The sequence below is a fragment of the Paenibacillus taichungensis genome (assembly GCF_013359905.1).
GTDB lineage: Bacteria > Bacillota > Bacilli > Paenibacillales > Paenibacillaceae > Paenibacillus > Paenibacillus taichungensis.
Window position 1 is genome coordinate 1 of record NZ_JABMCC010000101.1, and the last position, 23,382, is coordinate 23,382.

Below are 23,382 nucleotides of genomic sequence, written 5' to 3' on the forward strand. Positions count from 1 at the left end.
AACCTCCAAATAATTTATAGTTATTTGGAGGTTTTATTTTACACCTTTAAGTTATTTCTCGGATTGAACCTCGACAGCACATCTTTCTTCCGCTCAACAGACACCTCTGTATAAATTTGAGTTGTACTAACGTTCGTGTGCCCTAGTATTTCTTGGACTGAACGTAAATCAGCACCATTGTTGAGAAGATGCGTTGCGAAACTGTGCCTGAGATAGTGCGGTGTTGATTTTTTACTGACCTTAGACAAATCCCTGTACTTCGAGTAAATATCTTCAATCGAATATATCGAAAGGCGATCGCCATATTTGTTAATAAACAGCGCATTGGAATTGGGATTGAAATGCTCACGTTCATGCAACCAGGCTTTAATCTTGAGTATCACCTCATTACTGGAAATATACAATAAACGCTCTTTACGACCTTTCCCAAAGATCAATACCGTTTTTTCCTCCAGATTTATATGTTCAATATCGATACCCACTAATTCGCCGATACGAATTCCGATCACGTAAAGCAACTCAATGATAGCATCGTTTCGCAGGTTAATTCGTTTCCTAAAATCTGTTCGTAATTGCTTCATATCTTCTTGTGGAGCGTTTAACAACCTTTCAACCTCATTTACAGAGAGAGTCTTCGGAATACGTTTTGCTGTTTTGAAATTTCTTCCGAAACCAAAAATAGGGGATTCTGCAATATCCCCTTCCTGTACCAAATAATTAAAAAATGCTTTAAAGCATATGTATTTTCTTTTAATGGTAGAGTCTTTAAGCGTTTGCTCACTTGTTAATTGTTCAAGATACTTTCTTAAATTATCTCTGTTTACATCATATATTTGATTATCATTAAACCATTCAACGAGTCTGTTGAGGTCAGACAGATAAGCTTTTATCGATTTTTGGGACAGGTTTCGTTCTACACTTAAATAGATTTCATATTGCTTGATGTATGTATTCAAGTCATGATTGCCGAGTTTCATAGTGCCTCCTGATGTATATATGATATGTCGCATCGCTCGACCTACATTATTGCGCATGCCAGCTTATTTGTGAAGATGTCCAAAGTGCTATAGATTGTCTAATACTGTTTTCTTGCAAAAAGAAAAAAACGCAGAAACCAATTTCATGGTTTCTGCGCTCCAATAATTACGGACACGATGCTCTCTCGCAGCTGATCTGCATTTTTCGTTTGATACGGATCGGCATTGAAAATAATAGCATCCGCAATATAACCTTCTGCAATCTGCCCCAATTCGTGGCCACGACCCAGAATCCCAGCAGCATTGGTCGTTGCAGATTGCCACGCCACTGCCCGGGTCAAGCCATAATCAATCAGCGTATCCAACTCTTGCAAATTATAGCCATGAAGTGAAGGTGTGGCGTAATCGGTACCGAAACCGAAACGGACTCCTGCTCTTTTGGCATATCCGATGGCTGTAGAATGAGCTTCAGCAGCGCGTGCTGCACGATCACTGATAACAGTAGGCAACGCCAGGACGCCTTTTGGATCTGCGGCAATACGATATATCGATGTGGTAGGGACAAAGGCCGTTCGAGACTCGGCAAGTCTGCCGGCCTGATCCTCAGTTAAGAACATGCCATGCTCCACAGACTCCACTCCTGCCTGAATGGACCAGTCTACCGTCACGCCACCCCAGGTATGAACCAGTACCTTTTTATGGTGGGCATGCGCATAGCGAACGATGAACGCGAACTCTTCCTCCGAAAATACAGGATCGAGCACTTGTTCCGTAGGGGTTCCCAGTCCACCTGTAGCCATAATTTTAACCCATCCCGCGCCTGTATCAAAAATTCCGTTCAGCCGTTGTTCTAGATGCTTCACACCAAGGGCATCTGCCGCTCCTAGCATTTCACTGCTGGTTTCAACTCTTAAGGGGTGTTGATAGTGCTGAGCGAGATGTCGAGCGGCGCTTGGTAACAACCCGCCCGCATCTCGCGCCGTGGTTACCCCCGTCTTGAGGGTAGCTGCAAAAGCTTGCGCCTGCATCACTTCGACCTCGTGGCTGTCCCGTTTCAATTGATCCGCATGGTCAAAGTCTGTCCAGGCCAGATGTGTATGAAGATCAATAACTCCGGGACTTATCCATTGATCTGTACCCGGAGACGATGAGTCATCATTCTGCGGCACGGATTCTGTAACAGATGCAAACCGTCCATTTTGAATGGAGACATCGAACCGTTTGCCTTCAATGCCTGCTATAAAGATATGTTTGAAGCTTTGCTCCTCCGATTTTACCTGGGTCATATTCATTCCCCCCAAACGAGACGAACAGCCTGAACGGCTTGCTCATGGTCCTGATTCAATAATGCTGCAATGGTCGCAACAGCTTCCTCCACACCTGCCAAGGACGCATTAACTCCAAAATGATTAATTCGCAGAAGCTGACCAAAAAGTTCTCCATCCCCCGGAGCAACGATGCCGATCGGCTGATCGATATGCAACTTCTTCTCCCCGGAGATTCGAACTGTCGTAGTCAGTGTCGAATATGTTCTGTTATCTTTTTGCCAAGGCTCCAGACCCAGGGCCTGAATTCCCGCTATAGCAGATAACGCAGCCTGTTCATGACGCTTGATTACCTGCTCCAATCCTTCAGACTCAATAGCTGTCAAAGCCAAAATCAGTGCTCTGGCTTCCAGCGTTGGAATGTTGGGAGGAACGCGGACCGGTGCAGACCCTTCGCCGGAGGGCTTTAGGTCAAGCAAAGACAGGATGGAGTTGCGCGGTGCATGCGCATTGGATTCGAGAAATTCCCATCCACGCGGTGAAATGCTTACTGCGCTGATGCCGTTAGGCCCGGCCAGAGCTTTTTGTGCACCCACTGCTACAAAATCAATGCCCCAGTCATCGACCAGCAGAGGCTCTCCCCCAATTGCTGAGACAGAGTCGCTCACTGTAATCAGGTTATGGGCACGCGCAATCTTTATAATTTCTTCTGTTGGATTCGACCCGCCTGTAACCACCTCTGCTTGAACAAAGGATAGTGCGGACGGTTGATGCTTTTCAATCGCGGCAGCGACCTTCTCCACAGGTACAACTTCATCAAAAGGAACTTTGACTTCAATAACCGTTGCCCCTCCGCGTTCAAGCCACTGACCAAACAAACTGCCATATGGCCCTGTTACGACATTGACAATTGTACGACCCGGCGCAGATATTCCAGCTGCCACGGCCTCTATACCCAAGATAGCCTCTCCCGGAATGATCACCGGAGGATACTTTGTATTCAAAAGCCTGGAGAGCAATTGTGTAAGCGTATCGTATTCCGACAGGGTAAGGGGGATGTTTCCTTTATATTGTTGGCTCATATAAACCTCCTAAAGAACTTGATTTCGGCATCTTTGGAACTGCGGACAACAGCTCTCGGCTGTATGCCGTTTCAGGTCGTGTGAAGAATTGATCTTTGGGACTAATCTCCACCAGCTGACCCTGCCGCATGACTGCTACCGTATCGCTAATGGCATGGATAACTCCAAGATCATGAGAAATGAACAGTAGCGTAAGATTAAGTTCCCTCTTAAGTGAATTGAACAGATCGAGCACACTCCGCTGCACGGAAACATCGAGTGCACTCGTAGGCTCATCCGCAATCAGCAGACTCGGTTCTACGCTTAAAGCGCGTGCAATGGCGATACGTTGGCGCTGACCGCCGGAGAATTCATGCGGATACTTGTCCAGTGCCCTGCTTTCCAGCTGGACACGGGCCAGAAGCTCTCTCGATCTTTTCTCCACCTGTGAACGGTCTACAATGCGATGAAACAACAGCGCTTCAGCAAGAATCTGGCGAATGGAATGTTTGGGATTCAGTGAAGCATCCGGATTTTGGAAGATCATCTGTATGCTTTTATACTGCTCACGACTTCTCTTCTTCTTTAATTGCTGATCCCCCAGCAAAATCTGCCCCTCATCCGGCGTGATCAAACCGGCAATGACTCGCGCAAGAGTAGATTTGCCCGAACCGGACTCACCAACAAGACCAAGCGTGGTATGCCTCTGAAGATTTAGCGTGATGTTGTCCAGCGCAGTAAAGTCACCATATTGAACCGTGACATTCTGAACTTGCAAAGAAAGTTCCATTGTTATTCGCTCCCTTCAAGCTTCGGTAAAGGAAGCACCGAGTTGATGAGCATCTGGGTGTAAGGATCTTGCGGGTTTTGCAGTACGCTAAGCGAATCCCCGTGCTCCACAATCTGCCCCTGCTTCATCACGCACAGCTTAGAGCACAGCGTCGCTGCAATCGCCAAATTATGTGTTACAAAGACCATGGCGAATCCCAGTTCATGCTGCAAACGTTGGATCGTCTCCATAATTTGACGCTGCACAGTAACGTCCAAAGCCGTTGTTGGCTCATCACAGAGCAGAATGCCTGGCTTGCACGCCAGGGCCAGTGCAATGACTACCCGCTGACACTGCCCACCTGACAGCTGGCTAGGGTATCGGTCCTCACGCTTCAACGAGTCGGGAAGCCCCAACAGTTCAAGTAATTCCAGCGCTGCTACCCTGGAGGCCTTCCTGCTTAACTTTTGCCTGTAATAAACAACTTCCGCCAGCTGTTTAACAACGGGGCAGAGCGGATCGAGCGCACCTCTCGGGTCTTGAAACACCATCGCGCTGTTCACGTCACTTCGAATGGTTCCACCCGTCTGCTCTACACCGCTTGGCAGCAGTCCCAGAATGGAACGAAGAGTTAGTGATTTACCGGAGCCGGATTCACCTACTAATCCCAAGCTCTCCCCTCGCCCAAGCGAGAAATGTACATCTTGAACTAATTTTTGATTTGACTTGGTTGACAGAGATAGCGCCTTGACTTCAAGAATCGGTTCAGTGGACATTATTTTTTCCTCCATACATCGGCCAATCCATCACCGACAAGCGACAAAGCAATTCCCGTGTAAACGACTGCAAATCCCGGAACTACCGAGAGCCACCAGGCTGTCGTGATAAAGGATTGTCCATCCGAGATCATCGTGCCCCAATCTGGGGTCGGTGGTGCGATGCCAATGCCCAGGTATCCAAGCGTAACAATCGCCACCAGCAGCCCAACCATATCCGTCATGAGGACAACGATCGCCTGAGGCAATACATTGGGCAGGAGATGACGAAGGATAATCCGTATTCCCGGCAAACCCAACGTCTGTGCGGATGCGATCCATTCCTGCTTGCGGTAGGATGCACTCAGCCCTCTGACGACACGGGCAAAGACAATCCAGCCAACGAGCATAAACGTAATATAAATCCCCCGCTCACCTGCTCCGCTGGCAAAAGCCACGATAATGACAATGAGATAAAAAGGAAAAGCGATAAGGGTATCGGTAACTAACGATATGATCTTATCAATCCATTTTCCGTAATACCCTGCGAGCATCCCTAGAAATACACCCATGCAAAAGGGTACAATTTCCGCCAGCACCATAATGCTCAAGTCGGTTCGCGCAGCATAAATCAGTCTAGTGAACAAATCACGTCCCAGTTGGTCTGTGCCCAACCAATGTTCAGCAGACGGCGGTTGCAAAAAGGCACTCAAATTTTGCTCCGAAGGGTCATAAGGACTCACCCACGGTATGATTACAGCCAAGATGATCAGCACAGCAAACATCACACTTCCCACAAGCAGGGTAGGAGTTTTCAATATGCGATTCAAGAGACTGGTGTTTTGGCTGTCTTCATATAACTGAGGTTCAATTCGTATCGTTTTCATGGTCTTCCTTTCGTTCTGGGATCTAGACACCTGGACAGAAGCTCTATCAGGAGACTGATGATCACGACAGATACAGCACAGTAAAGGGCTATGCCTTGAATGACCGGGAAATCCCGTTTGGAAATGGAACTAAACAAAAGACTGCCAATTCCTTTGATACCAAATACCTGTTCAACGACCAATGTGCCGCCAATGAGATAAGAGATATTAACGCCAAGAAGGATCAGCGTCGGAAGTGCCGCATTGCGCAGGACATGTTTGAATAGAATGACCCGGCTCGGTAATCTCGCAGCCTTCAATGTAACTACAAAATCAGATTCCAGTACTTCAAGCATCTGGGCTCTTAATGAACGAACCAATGTTGGAATCTGTGAAAAAGCTACGGTAATGGCGGGAAGTGTCAAACTGTATAAGGTGCCCCACCACCCTTCCCCGACTCCACCAACGGGAAACCAGTGAAGATGAACACTCAGCAGCAGAATCAAAAGGATGCCAACCCAGAAGATTGGCATACCTAGCGTTACCGTAGGAAAAATACGTATCAAATGGTCCAGCAGCTTATCCTTGTGTGTAGCGGCCAGTGTAGCAAGCACGAGTGCAATGACAATTGCCAATGCACATGCCATGCCAATGAGCAGCAAGGTAACGGGTGCACGATCAGCAATCAATTCTCTAGTGGAGGTTCCGTTAATAATGGAGTTGCCGGTATCCCCCTGAGTGAACAGTGTCTTCACAAACCGTATGAATTGTTCCCCCAGCGGCAGATCCAGCCCGAGAGCATGGTGCATGCTCTCAACGGCCTCGGGGGTGCTGTACTCGCCAAGAATCATTTTGGCAGGATCTCCTGGTACCATTCTGATGAGAAAAAAGACTGCTGTCATCACACAAAGGATCACTGCCAACGCTCTTCCCACAGTACTGATCAACCAGAACTTCTTCATTTCTGAATACGAACGTCTTCAAAACGCACACTGCCGTTAGGCAAAACAACAATGCCATCTACTGAAGAACGAACACCAATCAGAATATCCGGATAATAAAGCGGAATGTAAGGCACTTCATCGGCAAGCGTTTGAAGCAGTTTGGAGTATATTTCGGCACGGCCATCGCCGTCCGGTGTTTGTTGGCCTTTATACAAAAGCTTGGTTACTTCATCATTGGTGTAATGCGTCCAGTAAGATTTGCTGAAACCATCAGGGTCGGTCTGGAACGCAATGATTGAGTTCGCTTCCGGAGAATCGGCTTGCCCACTGTTCAGCATCGCTGCGAAATCATAAGCAAAGAATCGTTCACGGAAGGTAGCGAGTTCAATCGATTCAATCTCGATGTTAATGCCAATTTGTTTCCCCGCTGCCTGAATGATTTGCGCTTCTTGCGCTCTGGTACTGTTGCCTGAAGCTACAAGCAGTTTTGTAGTAAATCCATCAGGGAAGGCCGATTTGGCAAGTTCCGCTTTAGCTGCATTTACATCAAAATTCAGCGCCTTGAGTGTATCATTCGAATTGTAAGGAATCGTTGTCGGCAGCAATGAATTAGCGGTCTGTGCATAACCAAAGGTAAGCGCCTTAGTCAGACCGTCACGATCAAGTGCCAGAGCCAATGCCCGACGAACATGCACATCCGAAAAATGCTTATCCAGCGTGTTAAAGAACAATTGCTCTGTCACCCAGCTGCCGTTGGTTACAACAGTTGTATCCGCGCCATTTTTGATTTCATCGGCATTTTGCAGAGCCAGCGACTCAATCGCGTCCACTTCTCCTGCTTTCAATTGATTGATTGCTTGGCTGTCATCTTCTATCAGCTTGTAAACAAGCTTATCAACCGATGGCTTTCCTTCTTGCCAGTAGTAAGTGTTCTTCGTAAAGGTCACATCGCCTGCAGGGTCCCACTGCTCAACTACAAACGGTCCTGTACCTACCGGTTTCTTGAAAAATTCTTCCTCGGTAACTCCGCCAAAATTGTTAGGAATAATACCGTTCGAGAAGTTGGACAGCTCGGAAATAAACGGCGTATACGGCTCTTTAAGTGTAATTACAAGTGTGTGGCTATCTTTGGCTTTGATCGTATCCACCTTCGCGGATATTGCAAGCGGGCCACCAACCTTCAAATGCCGCTCCAGCGAGAATACGGCATCATCTGCCGTAACATCTGTGCCATTAGAGAACTTCAAGCCATCACGCAACACAAACGTATACGTCAGACCGTCATCACTGATGTTATGCGATTTGGCAAGCCAATCCACAATCTCGCCTTTGCTATCAAAAGCAACCAGAGATTCAAATACTTTATCAATGGCGAAAGCGTTGTTCGATGTAATCTGATTATGCAAATCAAACGAGGTTACGGAAGCCGGGCGACCATATACAAAAGTCCCCCCCGTTGCAGTCTCGTCCGTCTTTGAATTTTCATCCGTACCTTGGTTCGTCCCAGGCTGGGCTGCTGCATTGGGAGCAGGATCATTGGACGATCCGGAGCAACCGCTAACGATTACCAATAATAGAACGGCTAACGCTCCTACCCATAATGACTTTCTCGTTGATGATTTAAACTGTGACATGACTGACTCTCCCCTTCCAATAAAGCTTATGTGTTTAGTATGGATTGATTATGGATTAAAGCACCCCCTCTGTCAAACAAAAAATAATGACCATTGCGAGATAAAACTATTTTATCCATTGAAGGAAATGAATCCGTATTTATAAAGGCTCAGAAGCACTTGACACACCAAAAAAGCCAGAATATATTCTGGCTCTCTCTTTGTTCTTAACTTTATATGATCTTGCGGAATAGCTCCATCACTTCATCCCTGGAAGGTTGATACGGATTACCCGGTGCACAGGCATCTTTCATGGCATTATCCGCCAGTAATTCAACATCAGGGTCTTTCACACCCAATTCAGACAGTCTCTCAGGAATGCCAACCTCCTTGGAAAGCTGACGAATGGCTTCAATCACATACTCCGAGCACTCCTCATCTCGTTTGCCTTTTACATCCATACCGATTGCTTTGGCTATATGACGGAATTTACCTGGCACATGCTTTGCATTCAATTCTTCTACATAAGGGAGCAACATCGCGTTACATACCCCATGCGGCAGATCATAGACTCCACCAAGTTGATGGGCCATCGCATGAACATAACCCAAGCCTGCATTGTTAAAAGCAATCCCGCCAAGAAAACACGCATACGTCATATGCTCTCTTGCTTCCAGATCACTGCCGTCCCTGACGGCTCTGGGTAAATATTCAAAGATCAGCTCAACGGCAGCCGCTGCTGTAGCGCTCGTTACCGTAAACCCACCAGGCGTGACCATGGCTTCCACGGCATGGGTCAATGCATCCATGCCCGTGGCCGCAGTAAGACTGGCCGGCTTGCTCAGCATCAGTTCCGGGTCATTCACCGATAGGTCGACGAGACTGTTTCGATCCACCATCACCATTTTCACCTTGCGTTCCTCATCTGTAATCACGTAGTTCATGGTCACCTCACTGGACGTGCCAGCTGTTGTGTTAATTGCAACAAGCGGCACGGACTTGTGTTTCGATTGATGCAAACCTTCATAATCACGGATATGCCCACCGTTAGTTGCTACAATACCAATCCCTTTGGCAGCATCCTGAGGTGAACCTCCGCCTATCGATATAATGGCGTCACAGCCATGAGCCTGAAATACGTGAAGTCCGTCATGTACATTCTGACAGGTTGGATTAGGCTGAACCTCATCATATACCACATAGTCTAACCCTGATTTTCTTAGTATAGACAGCACTTGTTCAGCAACGCCGGAAGAAATCAATCGACGATCACTTACGACAAGCGCTTTGCGAATACCCATTTTCTCAATCATTTTTCCTGCTTCGTGTAAACATCCTCTACCCATCAAGTTCACGGGCGGAACATAATAAGCGTGTGTTGCCATCTGAACCAGCCTCCTGTTACCCCTGATTTACTATCTTTATTGTAACTGAATCCGTTTTCAGATATAGTGAAATAAATCACAACCAAGTTGATAAATGTTTCTTTTGCACGGAATTATCCAAGAATTATTCAATGATTATGACTGTTCTTCATTAACTGGCTTATCTGTGCGTGTATTAAAAAGAGCTTGTTGATCTTGGATTCACAGGTTTCGCCTCTCGAATCAAAAAACAGGGGCCGCCCCTGGTCATTTTCATGACTTTAGGACAGCCCCTGCAGATGATGTCAGAAATCCAGAAGCTCCTGGATCGGCATGTAATAGACGGGATAGGCTCTACCTTGTTCAAAACCAAGCTTACTCGCAATCGTAATGGAATCATGACGGAAATCCTCTGTCGTCCAGTGTGGAACGCACTTCCGTTCCAGAACGGATTGCACATAAGCGCTTGCCATGGCCGTAGCCAGACCTTTGCCACGGTGTATCGGATCGTAGGTGTTGATGCCTGTTTCATGGTGAATGCCACTGACAAACACTGAGATACATGTACCTACAACCTTCCCTTGATGCACCGTGCATGTTCCAACTCCGTATTGAAAAAAGTCCTCCACCGAATGCCAGAATTTCAAAATTTCCTGCTCAATGATACAGCTTTTGTCCTCCAGCATTGCAGCTCGATCGATAACTTGAAGCTCATATCCACGAGGGACGAACAAGGAGCTGGAACTGCGTTCCAGCCACTGTCCGTACTGCGTAAGATTGAATTGGAAAGGAACTCGTAATCCTTCTCGCAAACGCCCGTTGAACATGTGATCCAGGACTGAAGACCAATCCGAGCCGGGTTCTGGGTAAACTTCAAGGTTCAGCATGTCTTCGCCAGCATCTAACGCTTCAGGCAATAGCTCCTGCACAAGTACCTCCCTGATAAGGCTATTGAAATGTTCATTATCCGATCTTCCGATTAGGTAAAACATTTCGTTTTTGGCCCAAATCAGGGCGCTTTTCGGAGCATGAAGCTGGTCTGCATAGACACACCCGCATTGAAGTCCTGCAAGTACTCCACCCATAACCACATGCCCGTTTGTACCCGAGATGAAGGGCGTCAATTGCTTCCTTTGGGACGGTTGATCCAGTAAAACCAACATGGTATAACCTCGCATTCTTTGTATAGGGTGGGTGAAAAAAACATTCAAATCCGCCCTGCCTCAGAATGCTGTAACGTCAGGTGTATTCCTCGTTCCCTTTCACCTCTTCGACCTTTATTTTTATTTTTCGCTTACAGCGCTTTATCGTCTACTGCGTCCAACCAGGCTTCGATATCTCCGATGACAGAGGATACGCAGCCGTCTTCAAACGGAGAATTCAGACCTGCCAGTTCTACCAATCCTGTGAAGGACAGGCTTCCTCCGGCTTTACACAATGTCAGGTAGTCAGCCCATGCAGACTTCATATCCTGGTTACTGCGTTTCCAGAACTGGAATGCACAGATTTGTGCCAGGGTGTAGTCGATGTAATAGAACGGCGACGAGAAGATATGACCCTGTTTGTGCCAGAATCCGCCTTGTTCCAAATAAGCGTTATCTTTGTAATTGATGTGCGGCAGGTAAGTCTTCTCAATATTGCGCCAAGCCTGCTTACGCTCCGCTGGTGTTGCATCCGGGTTTGCATAAACAAAATGCTGGAATTCATCGACTGCTACGCCGTAAGGAATGAAGAGCAGTCCGGAAGACAGGTGATCAAATTTGTATTTGTCCGTATCTTCCTTGAAGAACAATTCCATCCACGGCCAAGTGAAGAATTCCATGCTCATGGAATGGATCTCTGCGGATTCATAGGTCGGCCAGTTGTACTCAGGTACTTCGAAGTGACGGCTCTCATAGACCTGGAATGCGTGGCCCGCTTCGTGTGTCAACACGTCGATATCGCCTGATGTACCGTTAAAGTTGGAGAAAATAAACGGCACTTTGTAATCATTCAGGAAGGTGCAATAGCCCCCACCCTGCTTGCCTTTTTTGCTCACCAGATCCATCAGTTCATTGTCGGTCATCATCTGGAAAAACATATCCGTTTCTGGTGACAATTCAGCGTACATCTTCTTACCATTGTCAATGATCCAGTCCGCATCCCCTTTAGGTGTCGGGTTCCCCGTCTTAAAGCTGAAACCCTGATCGTAAAAATAGAGGGTATCCACATCAATCCGGCTGCGCTGACGCTCTCTGAGCTTCGTCGCTACAGGCACGATATAATCACGGACTTGTGCTCTGAAATTGGACACCATCTCCGCGTTGTAATCCGTGCGGTTCATACGGTCATAGCCGAGTTCCACATACGATGGGTATCCGAGCTTCTTCGCGATCTGTGTACGCACTTTCACCAATTCGTCGTAAATGCGATCGAATTCAGCCTCATGTTCAGCCATGAACGTATATCTTGCTTCCGATGCGCGTTCTCGCATGGAGCGATCTGTGGACAACTCAAAAGGATGCAGCTGCGGCAATGTGCGTTCTTCACCTTCAAACGGGATTTTGGCCGAAGCAATCAGCTGATTGTATTCCGTAGAAAGTTTGTTCTCTTTCTGAAGGTCCTCGATAATTTCCGGGCTGAATGTTTTCAGAGACTGATCCGCCAGCTGGAACAGCTGTGAGCCCCATTTTTGTTCCAGTTCAGCACGGAATTTGGAATTTACCAATGCTCGATAATAATCGGTGATGTATTCTTGAATGATCGGAGAGCTTTCATCCAGAAATTCATTTTCTTCTTTGTAAAATGTATCATTGGTATCAATCGAATGACGGATGTAGACCAATTGTGCCTGAGTCTCAAAGTCACTGCGCAAAGCGTTAATCTTGTCCATATATCCACTCTGCTCTTCAACCGTAGTTGCGGCTTCAAAACCACTCAGAAGCTCACGGAATGACGTTTTGATTTGTTCCAGATCGGGACGTGTATACGTATACTCACTAAATTTCATTTATGTACACCCTTTCCTGTTAGGCATATTTCGGGATTCCCCGAGTTGAACTAAACCCTATTATACAAAAGAGCAGCCTAAAAATCCCAACTTTACGAAAAATATTTGTCCATCGGTCAAATGGAGCTACATCACTCGTTACATATGTTACGGATGAATGTTAGGTACAATACACAAGTAGAAGATGCTGCATCAGCAGGAAATGGGTTTTCCTCCGAGCAGCATCTCATTAAATCAGGAAAAGGCGTGATAAACAGACCGTTACTGAACGTTCACGTACCAATTAGAGTAATTGATCTGGCCGCTGCCTTTCGTAATTTCGGTTCCATATTCAACACTGCTGACATATTTGCTGTTGGTAAAATAACTTTTGGAGATGAGGTAATCAGTGAAGTTTTTGACATTGATGCTATAGTTGTTAGGGGATTTTGACTTTTTCAGGAACGAGTATACCCACCACTGATGCACTCCGTTGTCGGTAATCTCACCGCGATACAGATCATAGGTTTGTCCACCAATGGACACATCCGAGAACACTTTGGAACCAATAGGCCCTACACCGGAAGTCCAATCGTTCCAGATCATAATCTCCTCGGTGGGTGTGCTTGACCAGGTCGCATTGCCGATGTCGTGCAGCCAGATATCATAAGCATTATTATACTCCCCAGTGGTGTTGGACGCCTTAGAATAACTTACTCCGGTATTGATACTTTTGTTCGCAGACAATCTCGTTGGCAGCCCACTGCTTGGTGTGTAGCCCTCTGTCCAGTGCCAGCCGCTGACTAGTGAAGGATAAGCTTTGACCCCACCCACAGTCGTTGGCCAGTTCCAAACGTAACCCAGATCAGTATTGCTGTTCACATACACGGACTGGGACCAGCCACTGACACTTGAGCTTCCCCAGCTATTGTTGAATATATAATACTTGTTGTTGCTGAAATTAAGTTTGGCGTACGCTGTGGAATCCGATGCTGCGCTGGCTGTAATTGGAACGGCCGCAATCATTAATGACATAACCAGCAGCATCCATGCTTTCTTGCCTGATCCTTTCTTCACCTTCAAACCCATAATGTTAGCCTCCCATAAATTTAAATGTAAACGCTTACAGATTTAAGTGTAAAACATTTCCATATACAAGCATACCACTTAAATCCGACATTATTTCATGCTATATTTAGACTTTTTGGCATTATATACAAATAAGCCCGCCTCGCATCCATTGCGAAGCCAGCTTATAGGCTTGTCTTTTGACATTTTTCTTAATACACTCTAGTGTTGATCGTTGTCCATAATCTTGTAGAACCAGCCCATTCCGACCATTCCCACAACCATAATGATTGCCATAATAATGATATATGTCATGAATGTAACCCCCCTGCTCCGTATTTCTTCACACTACTACCAGTTTACACGGTGAAACCCATTTTGAATTGACTGAACATTGACAAAAATACGAAATCTTCATTTTCACTCAACATATTGTGTCCTTTTTCATTGTAATTCCAACCGTCATCTTACTAATTCGATTATTCCACATCCACCGTATCTGCATCCAAATATTCAAAACACATATTCACAGTTCGCAAAAGTTTCATCCGCCATACATACGGTGTATACTATAAATCTATGAATTGGAATTGGATTATACGCAGAAAGGTTTGAACTGAATGTCGACTCGCACACCCTATTTTCGTCAGCTATTATTCGCTTTTCTACTAACTCTTATGCTGTTTATACTATCCGCCTGTGCTGATGGTGAAGCTCATGTCACGGTTAATATGGACGGTTCATCCGATCTGGATCTGAATCTCAGCGTAACCGACTCAGCCTTGGGAATGATGGGACAAGAGAATCTCATGACAATGCTCGCAAATACGTTGAAACAGAATAATTTCCAGGCCGAAGTTTCAGACCAGGGAGATCGGACACAACTCAAAGCGACAACCCATTATGAGAAAAGTAATACCGTCTCTACCTTCAGCATGTCGGATCTGCCTGATGGAATCAAGGTGGAGCAATCCACTACACCTGGCTTTTTCACTTCCAAATTGCATATTGCTGCTGAAGCAGACCTGTTGCAGACTATACCTGATGGAGAAGTCAAAGACCAAATCAGCAAGGTCCCCGGATTTCTCAAAAACTTGCTGTTGAAAGATGTCAATTTTGATTTCAAGCTGACACTGCCAATCAAGGTGCAGGATTCCAATGCAGATCTGGTCGAAGATCATGGAAAAACCCTTATTTGGCACGTCTCCCCACTGAATACGAATAAACTGGATTTAACCGTACAGGTCCCGAATATTCGGAACATCATAATTACGGGGGGCATTGCCTTGGTGCTGATCATTGCATTACTTATCTGGTTTATGGTCCGTCGCAGACGAATCCGTCAGGGTCGAAATGTATAACTAACCTCAGCTCAAGAAGGTTGGATGAGATGACTACGATTTCATTTCCGACTTGCCAAACGGTGTTATGGATAGTAGAATACATCCGTACTGTGTGAACGGTTAACTTAACTATGGAAAAGCTAAAGAGGTGACAGGTTTCATGAATATCCGGGAATGCCCTTTGCCTGGTATCGGAGTGAAGTACCAGTTTGATACAAAAAGCGGTAATAAGTTGGTCATAATTGTCCACGAAGATGGACGCCGTGAATTATTCTCGGTGGACCCCAATGACAATGAAGAACTTACCTTAATTGCAGAACTGGAAGATGACGAGTGCGTAACCCTTTCGGGGTTAATTGGCGGATGGTCCTGATATCTGTCAGGGCAGTACCGACGATATGCAAAATAACCTGCTCCCTCAATTAGGGGCAGGTTATTTTCTTATCTCTATATTCCTAGTGCAAAAGACCATCAGCGCTCTTGCTGGGACCGAATATACGGAACCCATGTGTTTAGCACACGACTTATTTCCGTAGAGCTGAACGGCTTGCTGATAAAGTCCTGCATGCCGCATTTTAGACAGGCTTCCCGGTCGTTCGCTCCTGCAAATGCTGTGATGGCTGCAATGACGGGAGTTTCAGGATGGCTTTGCCTAATTCGACAGGTCGCTTCAATCCCATCCATAACAGGCATTTGGATATCCATAAAGAGAAGGTCGTATGTTTCCCTTTCCAATGCTTTCACCGCTTCAGCACCGTTCTCCACAATATCACATACACCGCCGAGCTTACGAAGCATTTCCTCCAGCAAATGACTGTTCAATGACTGGTCCTCAGCTATAAGAATTTTGATCCCCGCTGCAAGACTTGTACGATCCAGCCTCAGGTCGTGATCAGCCACCTCTTCAATCCGATCCGTGGACTCGTCTTGCCAACGTTCAAGTAACAGGGTGAATTGGAAATTCGCTCCCTCTCCTGTCTCACTCTGTACACCAATGGCGCCTCCCATGAGTTCCACAAGCTTCTTGCTGATAGCCAGCCCCAGACCTGTACCTCCATATTTCCGATTAATAGCCGGATCGAGCTGCGAGAAGGACTGGAAAAGTTGATGCTGCTTGTTGAACGGAATGCCAATGCCCGTATCTTTGACCGAAACTAACAAGATAAGGTGATTCTCATTGTAAAATTCCGCCGGCTTAACGTTCACATGAACCTGAATGCTTCCCTTCTCCGTGAATTTGACGGCATTGCCCACCAGATTTATTAGAATCTGACGAATACGTGTTTCATCGCCTCTTACGCGTTCGGGAATCTGATCTGACATTTCACAGTATAGTTCAATATTCTTTTCGGAAGCTCTAAGCGCAAATAGTTCCATAACCCCGCCAAGAACGGCCTTGAGATCCACTGGCTGTCGTTCGAGATCCATTTTGCCTGCTTCAATCTTGCTGAAATCCAAAATTTCATTCAAAATATGCAGCAGTGATTCACCACTGTCGATGATGATATCAGCGAAGCCGTTCTGCTCCTCATCCAGTTCAGTTTCTTTTAGAAGGTGAGCCATGCCCATGATTCCATTCAGAGGTGTACGAAGCTCATGACTCATAATTGCCAGGAACTCGGATTTGGCTCGATCCGCATGTTCTGCCACTTCTTTGGCACGAATGATTTCCTTCACCGATGTCATATCGCGGAAAACCAGAACTGCCCCACGATTGTCCCCCTGCTCCATAATCGGTTTTAATTGAAACTCCGCCAAGAAGCTGGAGCCATCCTGCTTCCAAAATACAGACTCAGATCGCGGCAGGCTTCGCCCTTCACGTACAGCTTGAAGAATTGGAGTGCCATTGGACGGATAAGGGATACCCTCACTTTGCATTTGTAACATAATCTCTTCAAGCGGCTTGCCATTCATCTCAGACGGACAGAAATCCATCATCTCTGTTGCAATCGGGTTGGCAAATATGAGATTTCCTTTCTGATCCAGGCCAATGACTCCCTCAGACATGGCATTGAGAATCAACGCCCTTTCATAACTGAGATTTTCAATTTCCTCTACATACCTTTTGGACTCGGTAATATCGCTGGTTATTCCATAGACCCCTACGACCCGATCCTCGAGCAAAATCGGAACATTAATCACACTCGTTTCAATACGCTGTCCGTTCTTGTGAATCAGCCCTACCTCATAGCTCTGTGCAGTTCCTTTTACGGTCTGTTCAAAATGATACCTTGTCTTATCCAGGTCCACCGGATCAATAAGATGATCAAACGGCCCGCTAAGCAGTTCCTCCTTGGTGTGGCCGGTCAACTGCTCCTGACCTGCATTGGCCTTCAACAGGTTTCCTTCCAGATCCAATGAAGCAACTCCAAGTGGATTACTGTCGAACAATGATTGGTATTCTTGAAGACTTAACTGCTGTTGCATACTTGCTGTAATATCACGGGTCACCGCGATCATTTCCTGCAAATTCCCCTGTTTGTCATATAGATAATGAGTGATGGTATCTGCCCATACAACAGAACCATCTTTATGCAGGAGCCGATAGCTCATTCGATCAGGAGCAAGGCCCTGAATTTGACCCGCCACGTAAGCTTCGACAAGAGGTACATCGCTGGGGTGAATGCAGAACAGTCCAGATTGACCAACGACTTCTTCAGGATCATATCCCAACATGCTTTGGCTGGCTGGCGATACGTACTTGAACGTCCGTTCCGGATCGGCATGGTGAATGGCAATCAGGTCAAGCGAGGATTCAACCAGCAATCTTGAGATTCGACTGCTCTCCTCCAACTGCTTGCGTTGTATAATGAGTCGACTCTCTGCATCCTTCTGCTTCGAAATATCCGCTGCCTGCACAAGCAAATATAGCGGCTCGCCGCTCGTTTCATCCCTGACGATGCAGGCTCTTACCGTGGCCCACAGAAGAGAATCATCCTTGCGCTTAAGCCGTAACTCTGTTTCATACATCAGACTTATTCCATTGGTCATATCCCAGAAATGGGACCTAAACTCCTCCATCTCTAAGTCTTCCTCATGGATCATATGTACAATCGGAGAGTCAATCAATTCATCTTCACTGCACCCCAGCATTTCACAAAATGCCGGATTAAGCTGAAGCCAACGTCCATTCACATGCGAAGCAACAGCAATGCCGATCGGTGCATGTGTGTATAACTGCTCGAACAGAGAGCGATTCTCTGCAATTGGATTCGACACCACATATCCTCCTTTATGGGGAATCTGAATATATTCCGTATGAACAGATCGACCTGAACATAACTTCATCTATAAGAGTAGTACCCCAAATGTCATGATTTATAAACGAGATCAACAAAAATTCAGGCAATTATCGACAATCTTATCGTGTTCATGCTGTCTGTACTTGGTAGACATACAAAACCATATAAGTGGCGTCATATACTACAGAATACGCGTGCATATCCGTTTGTACAAGGCTGAACATCCAAATGATACTGGAGGTTATGATTATGATCATTGTTGCGAATCAACCGATTGAGCTGGTGCGTTCGGATTGGTCTGCTTTTGCATGGCATTGGTTACAACAACTACAGAACAGTCCAACCGTATACACATATCAATCCATGGATCATCTTCACTTTGAATGGACGTTGCGCGAGTCTCTTGTGGATGCAGCGGAAGCGCTCGATCGAAGTGGGGTCAGCTTTGCCTCATTCGAGAAATCCAGATGTAACCCTGCCTATTGGAACCGAAATGCTGAAGGTGGCTTTGAGTTAAGATCTGAGGTAACGCCTGCTGAAGGAATCCGGGACATTTGGAAGAATGGTCATTTGTATGCTTTTGAATGTGCAACAGCGACTGTCATTGTCCTTTATGGCGGTGTATTGAACAGTATTCGGGAAGATGATTTCAATTCATTATTCCGCGACCTGCTGCTCTACGATTGGCACTATGACAGCGATCTGCGATTAACGGAGAAGAACGGCAGCGACTCAGCGCTTCCTGGAGATGTATTGTACTTCAAAAATCCGGACGTTTCCCCTGAAACACCAGAGTGGCAGGGGGAGAATACCGTTATGCTGCGTGAAGACTTATATTATGGTCATGGAATCGGGATTGCAAGCGGGGAAGAAATCATTCGTTCACTGAATCAAAATCGCATTCCTGGAAGTACAGTGTCAGCCTATTTAATGGATACGGTTATTTATCCTGACTTTCTATATCTATCCCGCTACGCTAAAAACAGTAACGCGAATTCACAGACAGCCTCATCTACCCCGGTCCTGCCAGGACAGTTGTACGTACGCATTGGCAGTAGCCGATATTTGCGAACCTAAACCGGCTTGAAGCGTAATTCATTAGGTGTTAAAGTGCTGTAACAATATTACATGCTGAAAACCCCGTGAAGCAACAGCACAACTATTGCTTCACGGGGTTTTTGGAGCATTTGGGATAAGCCAGCCTAATAACAACCGGATTGTCCCACCGTTCCTTGTTATTTAGCTGAATTCGTTCATCGTTATTATTCGATGGGGTCTAACTGTACAACGACCTGCTTGCCACTTACCTGAATACCCGTCGTTTTACTGCCATACTCAGCCAGAGATTTGCACAGCTGTTCTGCCCATTCTTTGCCTGCTGTCCCTTCCTTGGCTCCATGCACCTGGATGACGAGCTTCACTGAATCACCCTTCGTCAAGATACGCTCTGCCTGAGATTGCTTGGTCTCCCGGTCGTGGTCTTCCATCTGCAGATTCAGTCGGATCTCCTTCACTTTACGTTTATCCGGTGTTTTCGCAGCTTTCTTCTTCTCTTGCTGCTTTTCCTGTTTTGCTGCTCCAGCGCCCATCAGTTTGCAAGGCGGCGGGCTGGTCATTAGAGACATACAGATCAGATCGACCTTATGCTGCTTCGCAAGTGCAAGTGCGTCACGCGTAGACATTATGCCGAGATCTTCACCGTTCAGGCCGGTCAACTGGACTTCAGTCGCTTTGATCTTTTCATTTTTGATCATGGTACATCCTCCTCTACAACAAAAGCCTGTCCTGACCTATGACAGATCAAGAGCAGGCTTGGATGTTGTAACTGAATATTCATCGTATATCTGGACGTAATGGTTATACGTCGGTTTTGTGCATCTTACAACGAGTTGAACGCTTCGGTCAGAACTGGAACAATTTGCGATTTGCGGGATACTACGCCTTTGAGCAGCGCTCTGCTATCCGACAATGTCACATTGTACGCTTTTTCAACAGCTTTGGTGGAAGCACCATAAGCCAATGCAACGGAATCGTTGTTCAGGATGTCGGTTACGACAAATACAAACAGGTCAAGACCTTTACTGGAAATAATGGCTTCAATCGCTGCTTCAAGCTCAGGTTGCTTCACAAGCACATCATTCACGTCAACCGCGTTAACTTGTGCAATCTCCACTTTTGCTTGACCCATAGCGAATTCTTTTGCATCCAGGGAGATCAGTTCAGCAATCGTTTTCTGGCTCAGGTCTGCGCCCGCTTTCAGCATATCCAGACCATAGCTGTCTGCATCTACACCAGCAATGGCAGCCAGTTCACGTGCTGCTGCTACATCCTGCTCTGTGCATGTTGGAGATTTGAACAACAGGGAGTCGGAAATAATCGCGGACAGCATCAAACCAGCAATCGATGCGCTGATTTCCACGCCGTTTTCTTTGTACAATTTATTCAAAATGGTTGCTGTACAACCTACAGGTTCTGCACGGAAATACAAAGGTTGGCTTGTCTCAAAGTTCGCAATCCGGTGATGGTCGATAACTTCAACAACCGTCACGTCCTCAATATCGCTGACACTTTGCTGACGCTCGTTGTGGTCAACCAGGATGACCTTATTCACTTCGTTAGCTGCTGTTTTGATCAGACGTGGCGCTGCCACTTTGAATTGGTCCAGTGCAAATTGAGTTTCGCCATTTACTTCACCGAGACGAACAGCTTCAACGTCCTGACCCAATTTTGTTTTCAAGTCTGCATAGGCAATGGCCGAGCAGATCGTATCCGTATCGGGATTTTTGTGACCGAAGATTAATGCTTTTTCCATATTAATAGCCCTCCGTCAATTCTGATTTAGATGAATAAAATGTAATATTTCAATCATACCCTTACTGATTATAGCGTTAATAAGGCTTAATTCCAATCCCTTTACAGCGAATTAATTACAAAATCATGTCAGGGTCTTGTCTTTATACTCCGTAAACGAATGCACAACTCTGCCGTTCCACCAGCTTCGATCCATTGTCGGTATGTATACCAATCCACTTTCTCAAGAAAGTAAAAGTTAGAGCTTCAACGGGATTTAATTTATACTCTTGTTTAAGGGATTTATTTGAAATTCGCCGCGTGGATTAAACCTCGGGACCCTGACGGGTCTCTCCTCTTTTCACAAAAAGAGTCTGCACACTTCCGTCTTCGCTGATCTCCAGCAAGTTCAGTCGAGCACCATAAGCACATCCGCCATCAATACCAATCTTGTCCCCCGTAGGGTCAAACCAGACACCTGGCTCGTTATGCAAATTTTTGACTGGAGTATGACCGAATACCACCGTCTCCTTGAGCGATGTTGGTCTGGAATAGAACGGCTCCCGAATCCAAATGAAGTCACGCTCTGACTGGGTCCGCCAATCCTCCACATCCGGATTAATCCCGGCATGTACAAAGATATAACCAGGAATTTCGTATACAAGGGGAAGCTGTTCCAGAAAACGAAGATGATGCTCATAGTGTGTACGGAGCCACTGTTTGGCTTCACTATAAACATCCCAGTCCAATTGGTCATCATCCAAAGAAACCTCGGCATAGCTGGCCAGCGTCTGTAAGCCACCATTACGAATCCAATGTTTGTCATACTCCTCGACATCATGATTCAGCGCCTTGACCATCATCGCATCATGATTTCCTTTGATCGCAATAATGTTGTACTGCTCGTGCATCTGCATAATCTGTTCCACGACCTCTTTGCTCTTCGGTCCGCGGTCGACATAATCACCTAACAAAATCAGCTGGTCCTGCTTCGGATCGTATGCTGCCTGCTCAAGCAGAGCATTGAATTCGTCGTAACAGCCATGAATATCACTAATGACACATCTGCGAATGTGAATCTCTCCTCTCCCTGATCACGCAAGAGTTAACCGGAACCTTGCTAAACAAGGTTCCAGCCATTTCAGAATATAATTCCCGTTCAGTACCGATTAATCCTGCTTTAAATTAAAGGCTTCCGCTATCAAGCTGAATGAACGCAAACGATCCTCGAATGAGTGAATCGCTGATGCAATAATAACTTCATCCGCTTCATAGCGTTCAGCCATTGCCGTAATTTTTCCCTTCACTTGATCCGGTGTACCCACAATGGAAAAAGAGCGGCGTTGACGGATCTGTTCCATCTCCATGGCCGTAAATGGATAGTTGTTCACCGTTTCTAGGGATGGGAATGAGTTCTGTTCCAGACCCCGGCCAAGCCGCAGGAAAAATAACTCATTGCTGCGAGCCAGTTCAGCAGCCGCTTCCTCGGTCTCTGCACAAAATGCCGACACCGCAATCATGGAATGTGGTTTGTCATTGAGGATGGAAGGCTTGAAATGTCTGCGATAATGCTTCATCGCTTCCTCCCCACCCGGCGTTCCGAAAAATTGGGCAAACGCGTATGCGGTCCCTTGTGCCGCAGCGATTCTTGCTCCTTCGGAACTGGAGCCAAGCAACCATACTTCCGGAACAGTGGTTACGGATGGTCCGGCTACTAGGGAAGCAAAACGATGATCCTCCGGCAGCTGTTCATGAAAGTATCCACCCAGATCGGCAATCTGCTGCGGGAAGAATTGCACATTCGATGACTTTCCTTCATTCAGAGCTCTACTGGCAATCGGCATACCGCCCGGTGCTCTGCCAATGCCAAGGTCGATTCGGCCGGGGTGTAGCGCTTCCAGCAAACGGAAGTTCTCGGCAACTTTATATGCACTGTAATGGGGCAGCATAACGCCGCCTGAACCTACGCGAATTCGATCTGTATGTGCTGCAACGTGTGCAATCATAACTTCCGGACTGGAAAATGACAGTGCTCCGCTGCCATGATGCTCCGACATCCAGAAGCGGGAGAATCCCAATTCATCTGCATGTTTGGCAAGCGTTACCGTCTCCTGAAGGGTATCCTGTACCGTCCGTCCTTCATTAATATGTCCATGTTCAAGTACACTAAGTTTCATCTATATTCATTCCTTTCGTCATCCTGCGTTAGTGGCTGCATCTCCCATTGTAACATTATTGATTACAGTTTCAAAGGATATCTGCTTCTCAGTTACACGTTCATTACACGTAAAGATGTACGATGAATAAACAAATAACGCCACCAGCTCGTGAGCCAGTGACGCTATAGTATTTCATAC

Annotated in this window: 20 protein-coding genes; 3 read left to right on the forward strand and 17 right to left on the reverse strand. The window is 46.3% G+C overall.

The window, feature by feature from the left end; all coding sequences use genetic code 11:
- Window positions 1-38: 38 nt before the first annotated feature.
- From HP548_RS06615 to HP548_RS06670, 12 genes are all read right to left on the reverse strand, one after another.
- Window positions 39-977: a tyrosine-type recombinase/integrase gene (locus HP548_RS06615; protein WP_076289731.1), complete on the reverse strand. Its 939-nt coding sequence runs from the start codon at window positions 975-977 to the stop codon at window positions 39-41.
- Window positions 978-1,120: 143 nt separating this feature from the next.
- Window positions 1,121-2,263, reverse strand: a complete 1,143-nt coding sequence (locus tag HP548_RS06620; protein WP_175381218.1) for an amidohydrolase family protein — start codon at window positions 2,261-2,263, stop codon at window positions 1,121-1,123.
- 2 nt (window positions 2,264-2,265) lie between these two features.
- On the reverse strand, window positions 2,266-3,324 hold the full coding sequence (locus HP548_RS06625) for a pyridoxal-phosphate-dependent aminotransferase family protein (protein ID WP_175381219.1): 1,059 nt from the start codon (window positions 3,322-3,324) through the stop codon (window positions 2,266-2,268).
- Window positions 3,308-4,093, reverse strand: a complete 786-nt coding sequence (locus HP548_RS06630) for an ABC transporter ATP-binding protein (protein ID WP_099852795.1) — start codon at window positions 4,091-4,093, stop codon at window positions 3,308-3,310. The genes HP548_RS06625 and HP548_RS06630 overlap by 17 nt, the downstream gene beginning before the upstream one ends.
- A gap of 2 nt (window positions 4,094-4,095) precedes the next feature.
- Window positions 4,096-4,848, reverse strand: coding sequence for an ABC transporter ATP-binding protein (locus tag HP548_RS06635; RefSeq protein ID WP_099852797.1), 753 nt, complete (start codon window positions 4,846-4,848; stop codon window positions 4,096-4,098).
- A complete protein-coding gene (locus HP548_RS06640) occupies window positions 4,848-5,714 on the reverse strand; it encodes an ABC transporter permease (protein ID WP_175381220.1) in 867 nt (288 codons plus the stop codon). The genes HP548_RS06635 and HP548_RS06640 overlap by 1 nt, the downstream gene beginning before the upstream one ends.
- Complete coding sequence (locus tag HP548_RS06645; protein ID WP_246317975.1) at window positions 5,711-6,655, reverse strand: ABC transporter permease; 945 nt, start codon at window positions 6,653-6,655, stop codon at window positions 5,711-5,713. Before HP548_RS06645 ends, HP548_RS06640 begins: the two co-directional genes overlap by 4 nt.
- Window positions 6,652-8,271 carry an ABC transporter substrate-binding protein gene (locus HP548_RS06650; protein WP_175381221.1) on the reverse strand — a complete coding sequence of 540 codons (1,620 nt, stop codon included), beginning with the start codon at window positions 8,269-8,271 and terminating at the stop codon, window positions 6,652-6,654. Before HP548_RS06650 ends, HP548_RS06645 begins: the two co-directional genes overlap by 4 nt.
- A 212-nt stretch (window positions 8,272-8,483) precedes the next feature.
- A complete protein-coding gene (locus HP548_RS06655; RefSeq protein ID WP_175381222.1) occupies window positions 8,484-9,635 on the reverse strand; it encodes an iron-containing alcohol dehydrogenase in 1,152 nt (383 codons plus the stop codon).
- A gap of 284 nt (window positions 9,636-9,919) precedes the next feature.
- Window positions 9,920-10,777, reverse strand: a complete 858-nt coding sequence (locus HP548_RS06660) for a GNAT family N-acetyltransferase (protein WP_175381223.1) — start codon at window positions 10,775-10,777, stop codon at window positions 9,920-9,922.
- A 131-nt stretch (window positions 10,778-10,908) separates the two neighbouring features.
- Window positions 10,909-12,603, reverse strand: coding sequence for a M3 family oligoendopeptidase (locus HP548_RS06665; RefSeq protein WP_175381224.1), 1,695 nt, complete (start codon window positions 12,601-12,603; stop codon window positions 10,909-10,911).
- Window positions 12,604-12,864: 261 nt separating this feature from the next.
- Window positions 12,865-13,671 carry a glycoside hydrolase family 12 protein gene (locus HP548_RS06670; protein ID WP_175381225.1) on the reverse strand — a complete coding sequence of 269 codons (807 nt, stop codon included), beginning with the start codon at window positions 13,669-13,671 and terminating at the stop codon, window positions 12,865-12,867.
- Between the two features lie 599 nt (window positions 13,672-14,270).
- Between HP548_RS06670 and HP548_RS06675 the strand changes: the two genes are divergently transcribed.
- A complete protein-coding gene (locus HP548_RS06675) occupies window positions 14,271-15,011 on the forward strand; it encodes a hypothetical protein (RefSeq protein ID WP_175381226.1) in 741 nt (246 codons plus the stop codon).
- A 142-nt stretch (window positions 15,012-15,153) separates the two neighbouring features.
- Window positions 15,154-15,366 (forward strand): hypothetical protein, encoded by a 213-nt coding sequence (locus HP548_RS06680; RefSeq protein WP_053779896.1) that lies wholly within the window; start codon window positions 15,154-15,156, stop codon window positions 15,364-15,366.
- A gap of 98 nt (window positions 15,367-15,464) precedes the next feature.
- On the opposite strand, the gene HP548_RS06685 is transcribed toward HP548_RS06680, so the two are convergent.
- Window positions 15,465-18,212 carry a PAS domain S-box protein gene (locus HP548_RS06685; protein ID WP_175381227.1) on the reverse strand — a complete coding sequence of 916 codons (2,748 nt, stop codon included), beginning with the start codon at window positions 18,210-18,212 and terminating at the stop codon, window positions 15,465-15,467.
- Window positions 18,213-18,484: 272 nt separating this feature from the next.
- On the opposite strand from HP548_RS06685, the gene HP548_RS06690 reads away from it, so the two are divergent.
- Window positions 18,485-19,312: a protein-glutamine gamma-glutamyltransferase gene (locus HP548_RS06690; RefSeq protein WP_076289719.1), complete on the forward strand. Its 828-nt coding sequence runs from the start codon at window positions 18,485-18,487 to the stop codon at window positions 19,310-19,312.
- A 185-nt stretch (window positions 19,313-19,497) separates the two neighbouring features.
- Here HP548_RS06690 and infC read toward each other — a convergent pair whose 3' ends face one another.
- The 4 genes from infC to HP548_RS06710 all read right to left on the reverse strand — a co-directional run bounded on the left by infC (window position 19,498) and on the right by HP548_RS06710 (window position 23,202).
- Window positions 19,498-19,989, reverse strand: coding sequence for a translation initiation factor IF-3 (gene infC / locus HP548_RS06695; protein WP_076289718.1), 492 nt, complete (start codon window positions 19,987-19,989; stop codon window positions 19,498-19,500).
- A gap of 125 nt (window positions 19,990-20,114) precedes the next feature.
- The gene (locus tag HP548_RS06700) at window positions 20,115-21,047 is read right to left on the reverse strand and encodes a manganese-dependent inorganic pyrophosphatase (RefSeq protein WP_175381228.1); all 933 of its coding nucleotides are present in this window, start codon (window positions 21,045-21,047) and stop codon (window positions 20,115-20,117) included.
- Between the two features lie 304 nt (window positions 21,048-21,351).
- Complete coding sequence (locus HP548_RS06705) at window positions 21,352-22,104, reverse strand: metallophosphoesterase family protein (protein WP_343054796.1); 753 nt, start codon at window positions 22,102-22,104, stop codon at window positions 21,352-21,354.
- A gap of 90 nt (window positions 22,105-22,194) precedes the next feature.
- Window positions 22,195-23,202, reverse strand: coding sequence for an LLM class flavin-dependent oxidoreductase (locus HP548_RS06710; RefSeq protein WP_175381229.1), 1,008 nt, complete (start codon window positions 23,200-23,202; stop codon window positions 22,195-22,197).
- Between the last annotated feature and the right edge of the window lie 180 nt (window positions 23,203-23,382).

What these genes read in the sequence shown, in the direction of transcription:
- HP548_RS06635 (WP_099852797.1), bottom strand. Translation starts at nt 4,848, where the DNA reads ATGTCCACTGAACCGATTCTTGAAGTCAAGGCGCTATCTCTGTCAACC.
- HP548_RS06620 (WP_175381218.1), bottom strand. Translation starts at nt 2,263, where the DNA reads ATGACCCAGGTAAAATCGGAGGAGCAAAGCTTCAAACATATCTTTATA.
- infC (WP_076289718.1), bottom strand. Translation starts at nt 19,989, where the DNA reads ATGATCAAAAATGAAAAGATCAAAGCGACTGAAGTCCAGTTGACCGGC.
- HP548_RS06665 (WP_175381224.1), bottom strand. Translation starts at nt 12,603, where the DNA reads ATGAAATTTAGTGAGTATACGTATACACGTCCCGATCTGGAACAAATC.
- HP548_RS06670 (WP_175381225.1), bottom strand. Translation starts at nt 13,671, where the DNA reads ATGGGTTTGAAGGTGAAGAAAGGATCAGGCAAGAAAGCATGGATGCTG.
- HP548_RS06660 (WP_175381223.1), bottom strand. Translation starts at nt 10,777, where the DNA reads ATGTTGGTTTTACTGGATCAACCGTCCCAAAGGAAGCAATTGACGCCC.
- HP548_RS06640 (WP_175381220.1), bottom strand. Translation starts at nt 5,714, where the DNA reads ATGAAAACGATACGAATTGAACCTCAGTTATATGAAGACAGCCAAAAC.
- HP548_RS06645 (WP_246317975.1), bottom strand. Translation starts at nt 6,655, where the DNA reads ATGAAGAAGTTCTGGTTGATCAGTACTGTGGGAAGAGCGTTGGCAGTG.
- HP548_RS06690 (WP_076289719.1), top strand. Translation starts at nt 18,485, where the DNA reads ATGATCATTGTTGCGAATCAACCGATTGAGCTGGTGCGTTCGGATTGG.
- HP548_RS06675 (WP_175381226.1), top strand. Translation starts at nt 14,271, where the DNA reads ATGTCGACTCGCACACCCTATTTTCGTCAGCTATTATTCGCTTTTCTA.
- HP548_RS06615 (WP_076289731.1), bottom strand. Translation starts at nt 977, where the DNA reads ATGAAACTCGGCAATCATGACTTGAATACATACATCAAGCAATATGAA.
- HP548_RS06625 (WP_175381219.1), bottom strand. Translation starts at nt 3,324, where the DNA reads ATGAGCCAACAATATAAAGGAAACATCCCCCTTACCCTGTCGGAATAC.
- HP548_RS06630 (WP_099852795.1), bottom strand. Translation starts at nt 4,093, where the DNA reads ATGGAACTTTCTTTGCAAGTTCAGAATGTCACGGTTCAATATGGTGAC.
- HP548_RS06680 (WP_053779896.1), top strand. Translation starts at nt 15,154, where the DNA reads ATGAATATCCGGGAATGCCCTTTGCCTGGTATCGGAGTGAAGTACCAG.
- HP548_RS06710 (WP_175381229.1), bottom strand. Translation starts at nt 23,202, where the DNA reads ATGAAACTTAGTGTACTTGAACATGGACATATTAATGAAGGACGGACG.
- HP548_RS06700 (WP_175381228.1), bottom strand. Translation starts at nt 21,047, where the DNA reads ATGGAAAAAGCATTAATCTTCGGTCACAAAAATCCCGATACGGATACG.
- HP548_RS06655 (WP_175381222.1), bottom strand. Translation starts at nt 9,635, where the DNA reads ATGGCAACACACGCTTATTATGTTCCGCCCGTGAACTTGATGGGTAGA.
- HP548_RS06650 (WP_175381221.1), bottom strand. Translation starts at nt 8,271, where the DNA reads ATGTCACAGTTTAAATCATCAACGAGAAAGTCATTATGGGTAGGAGCG.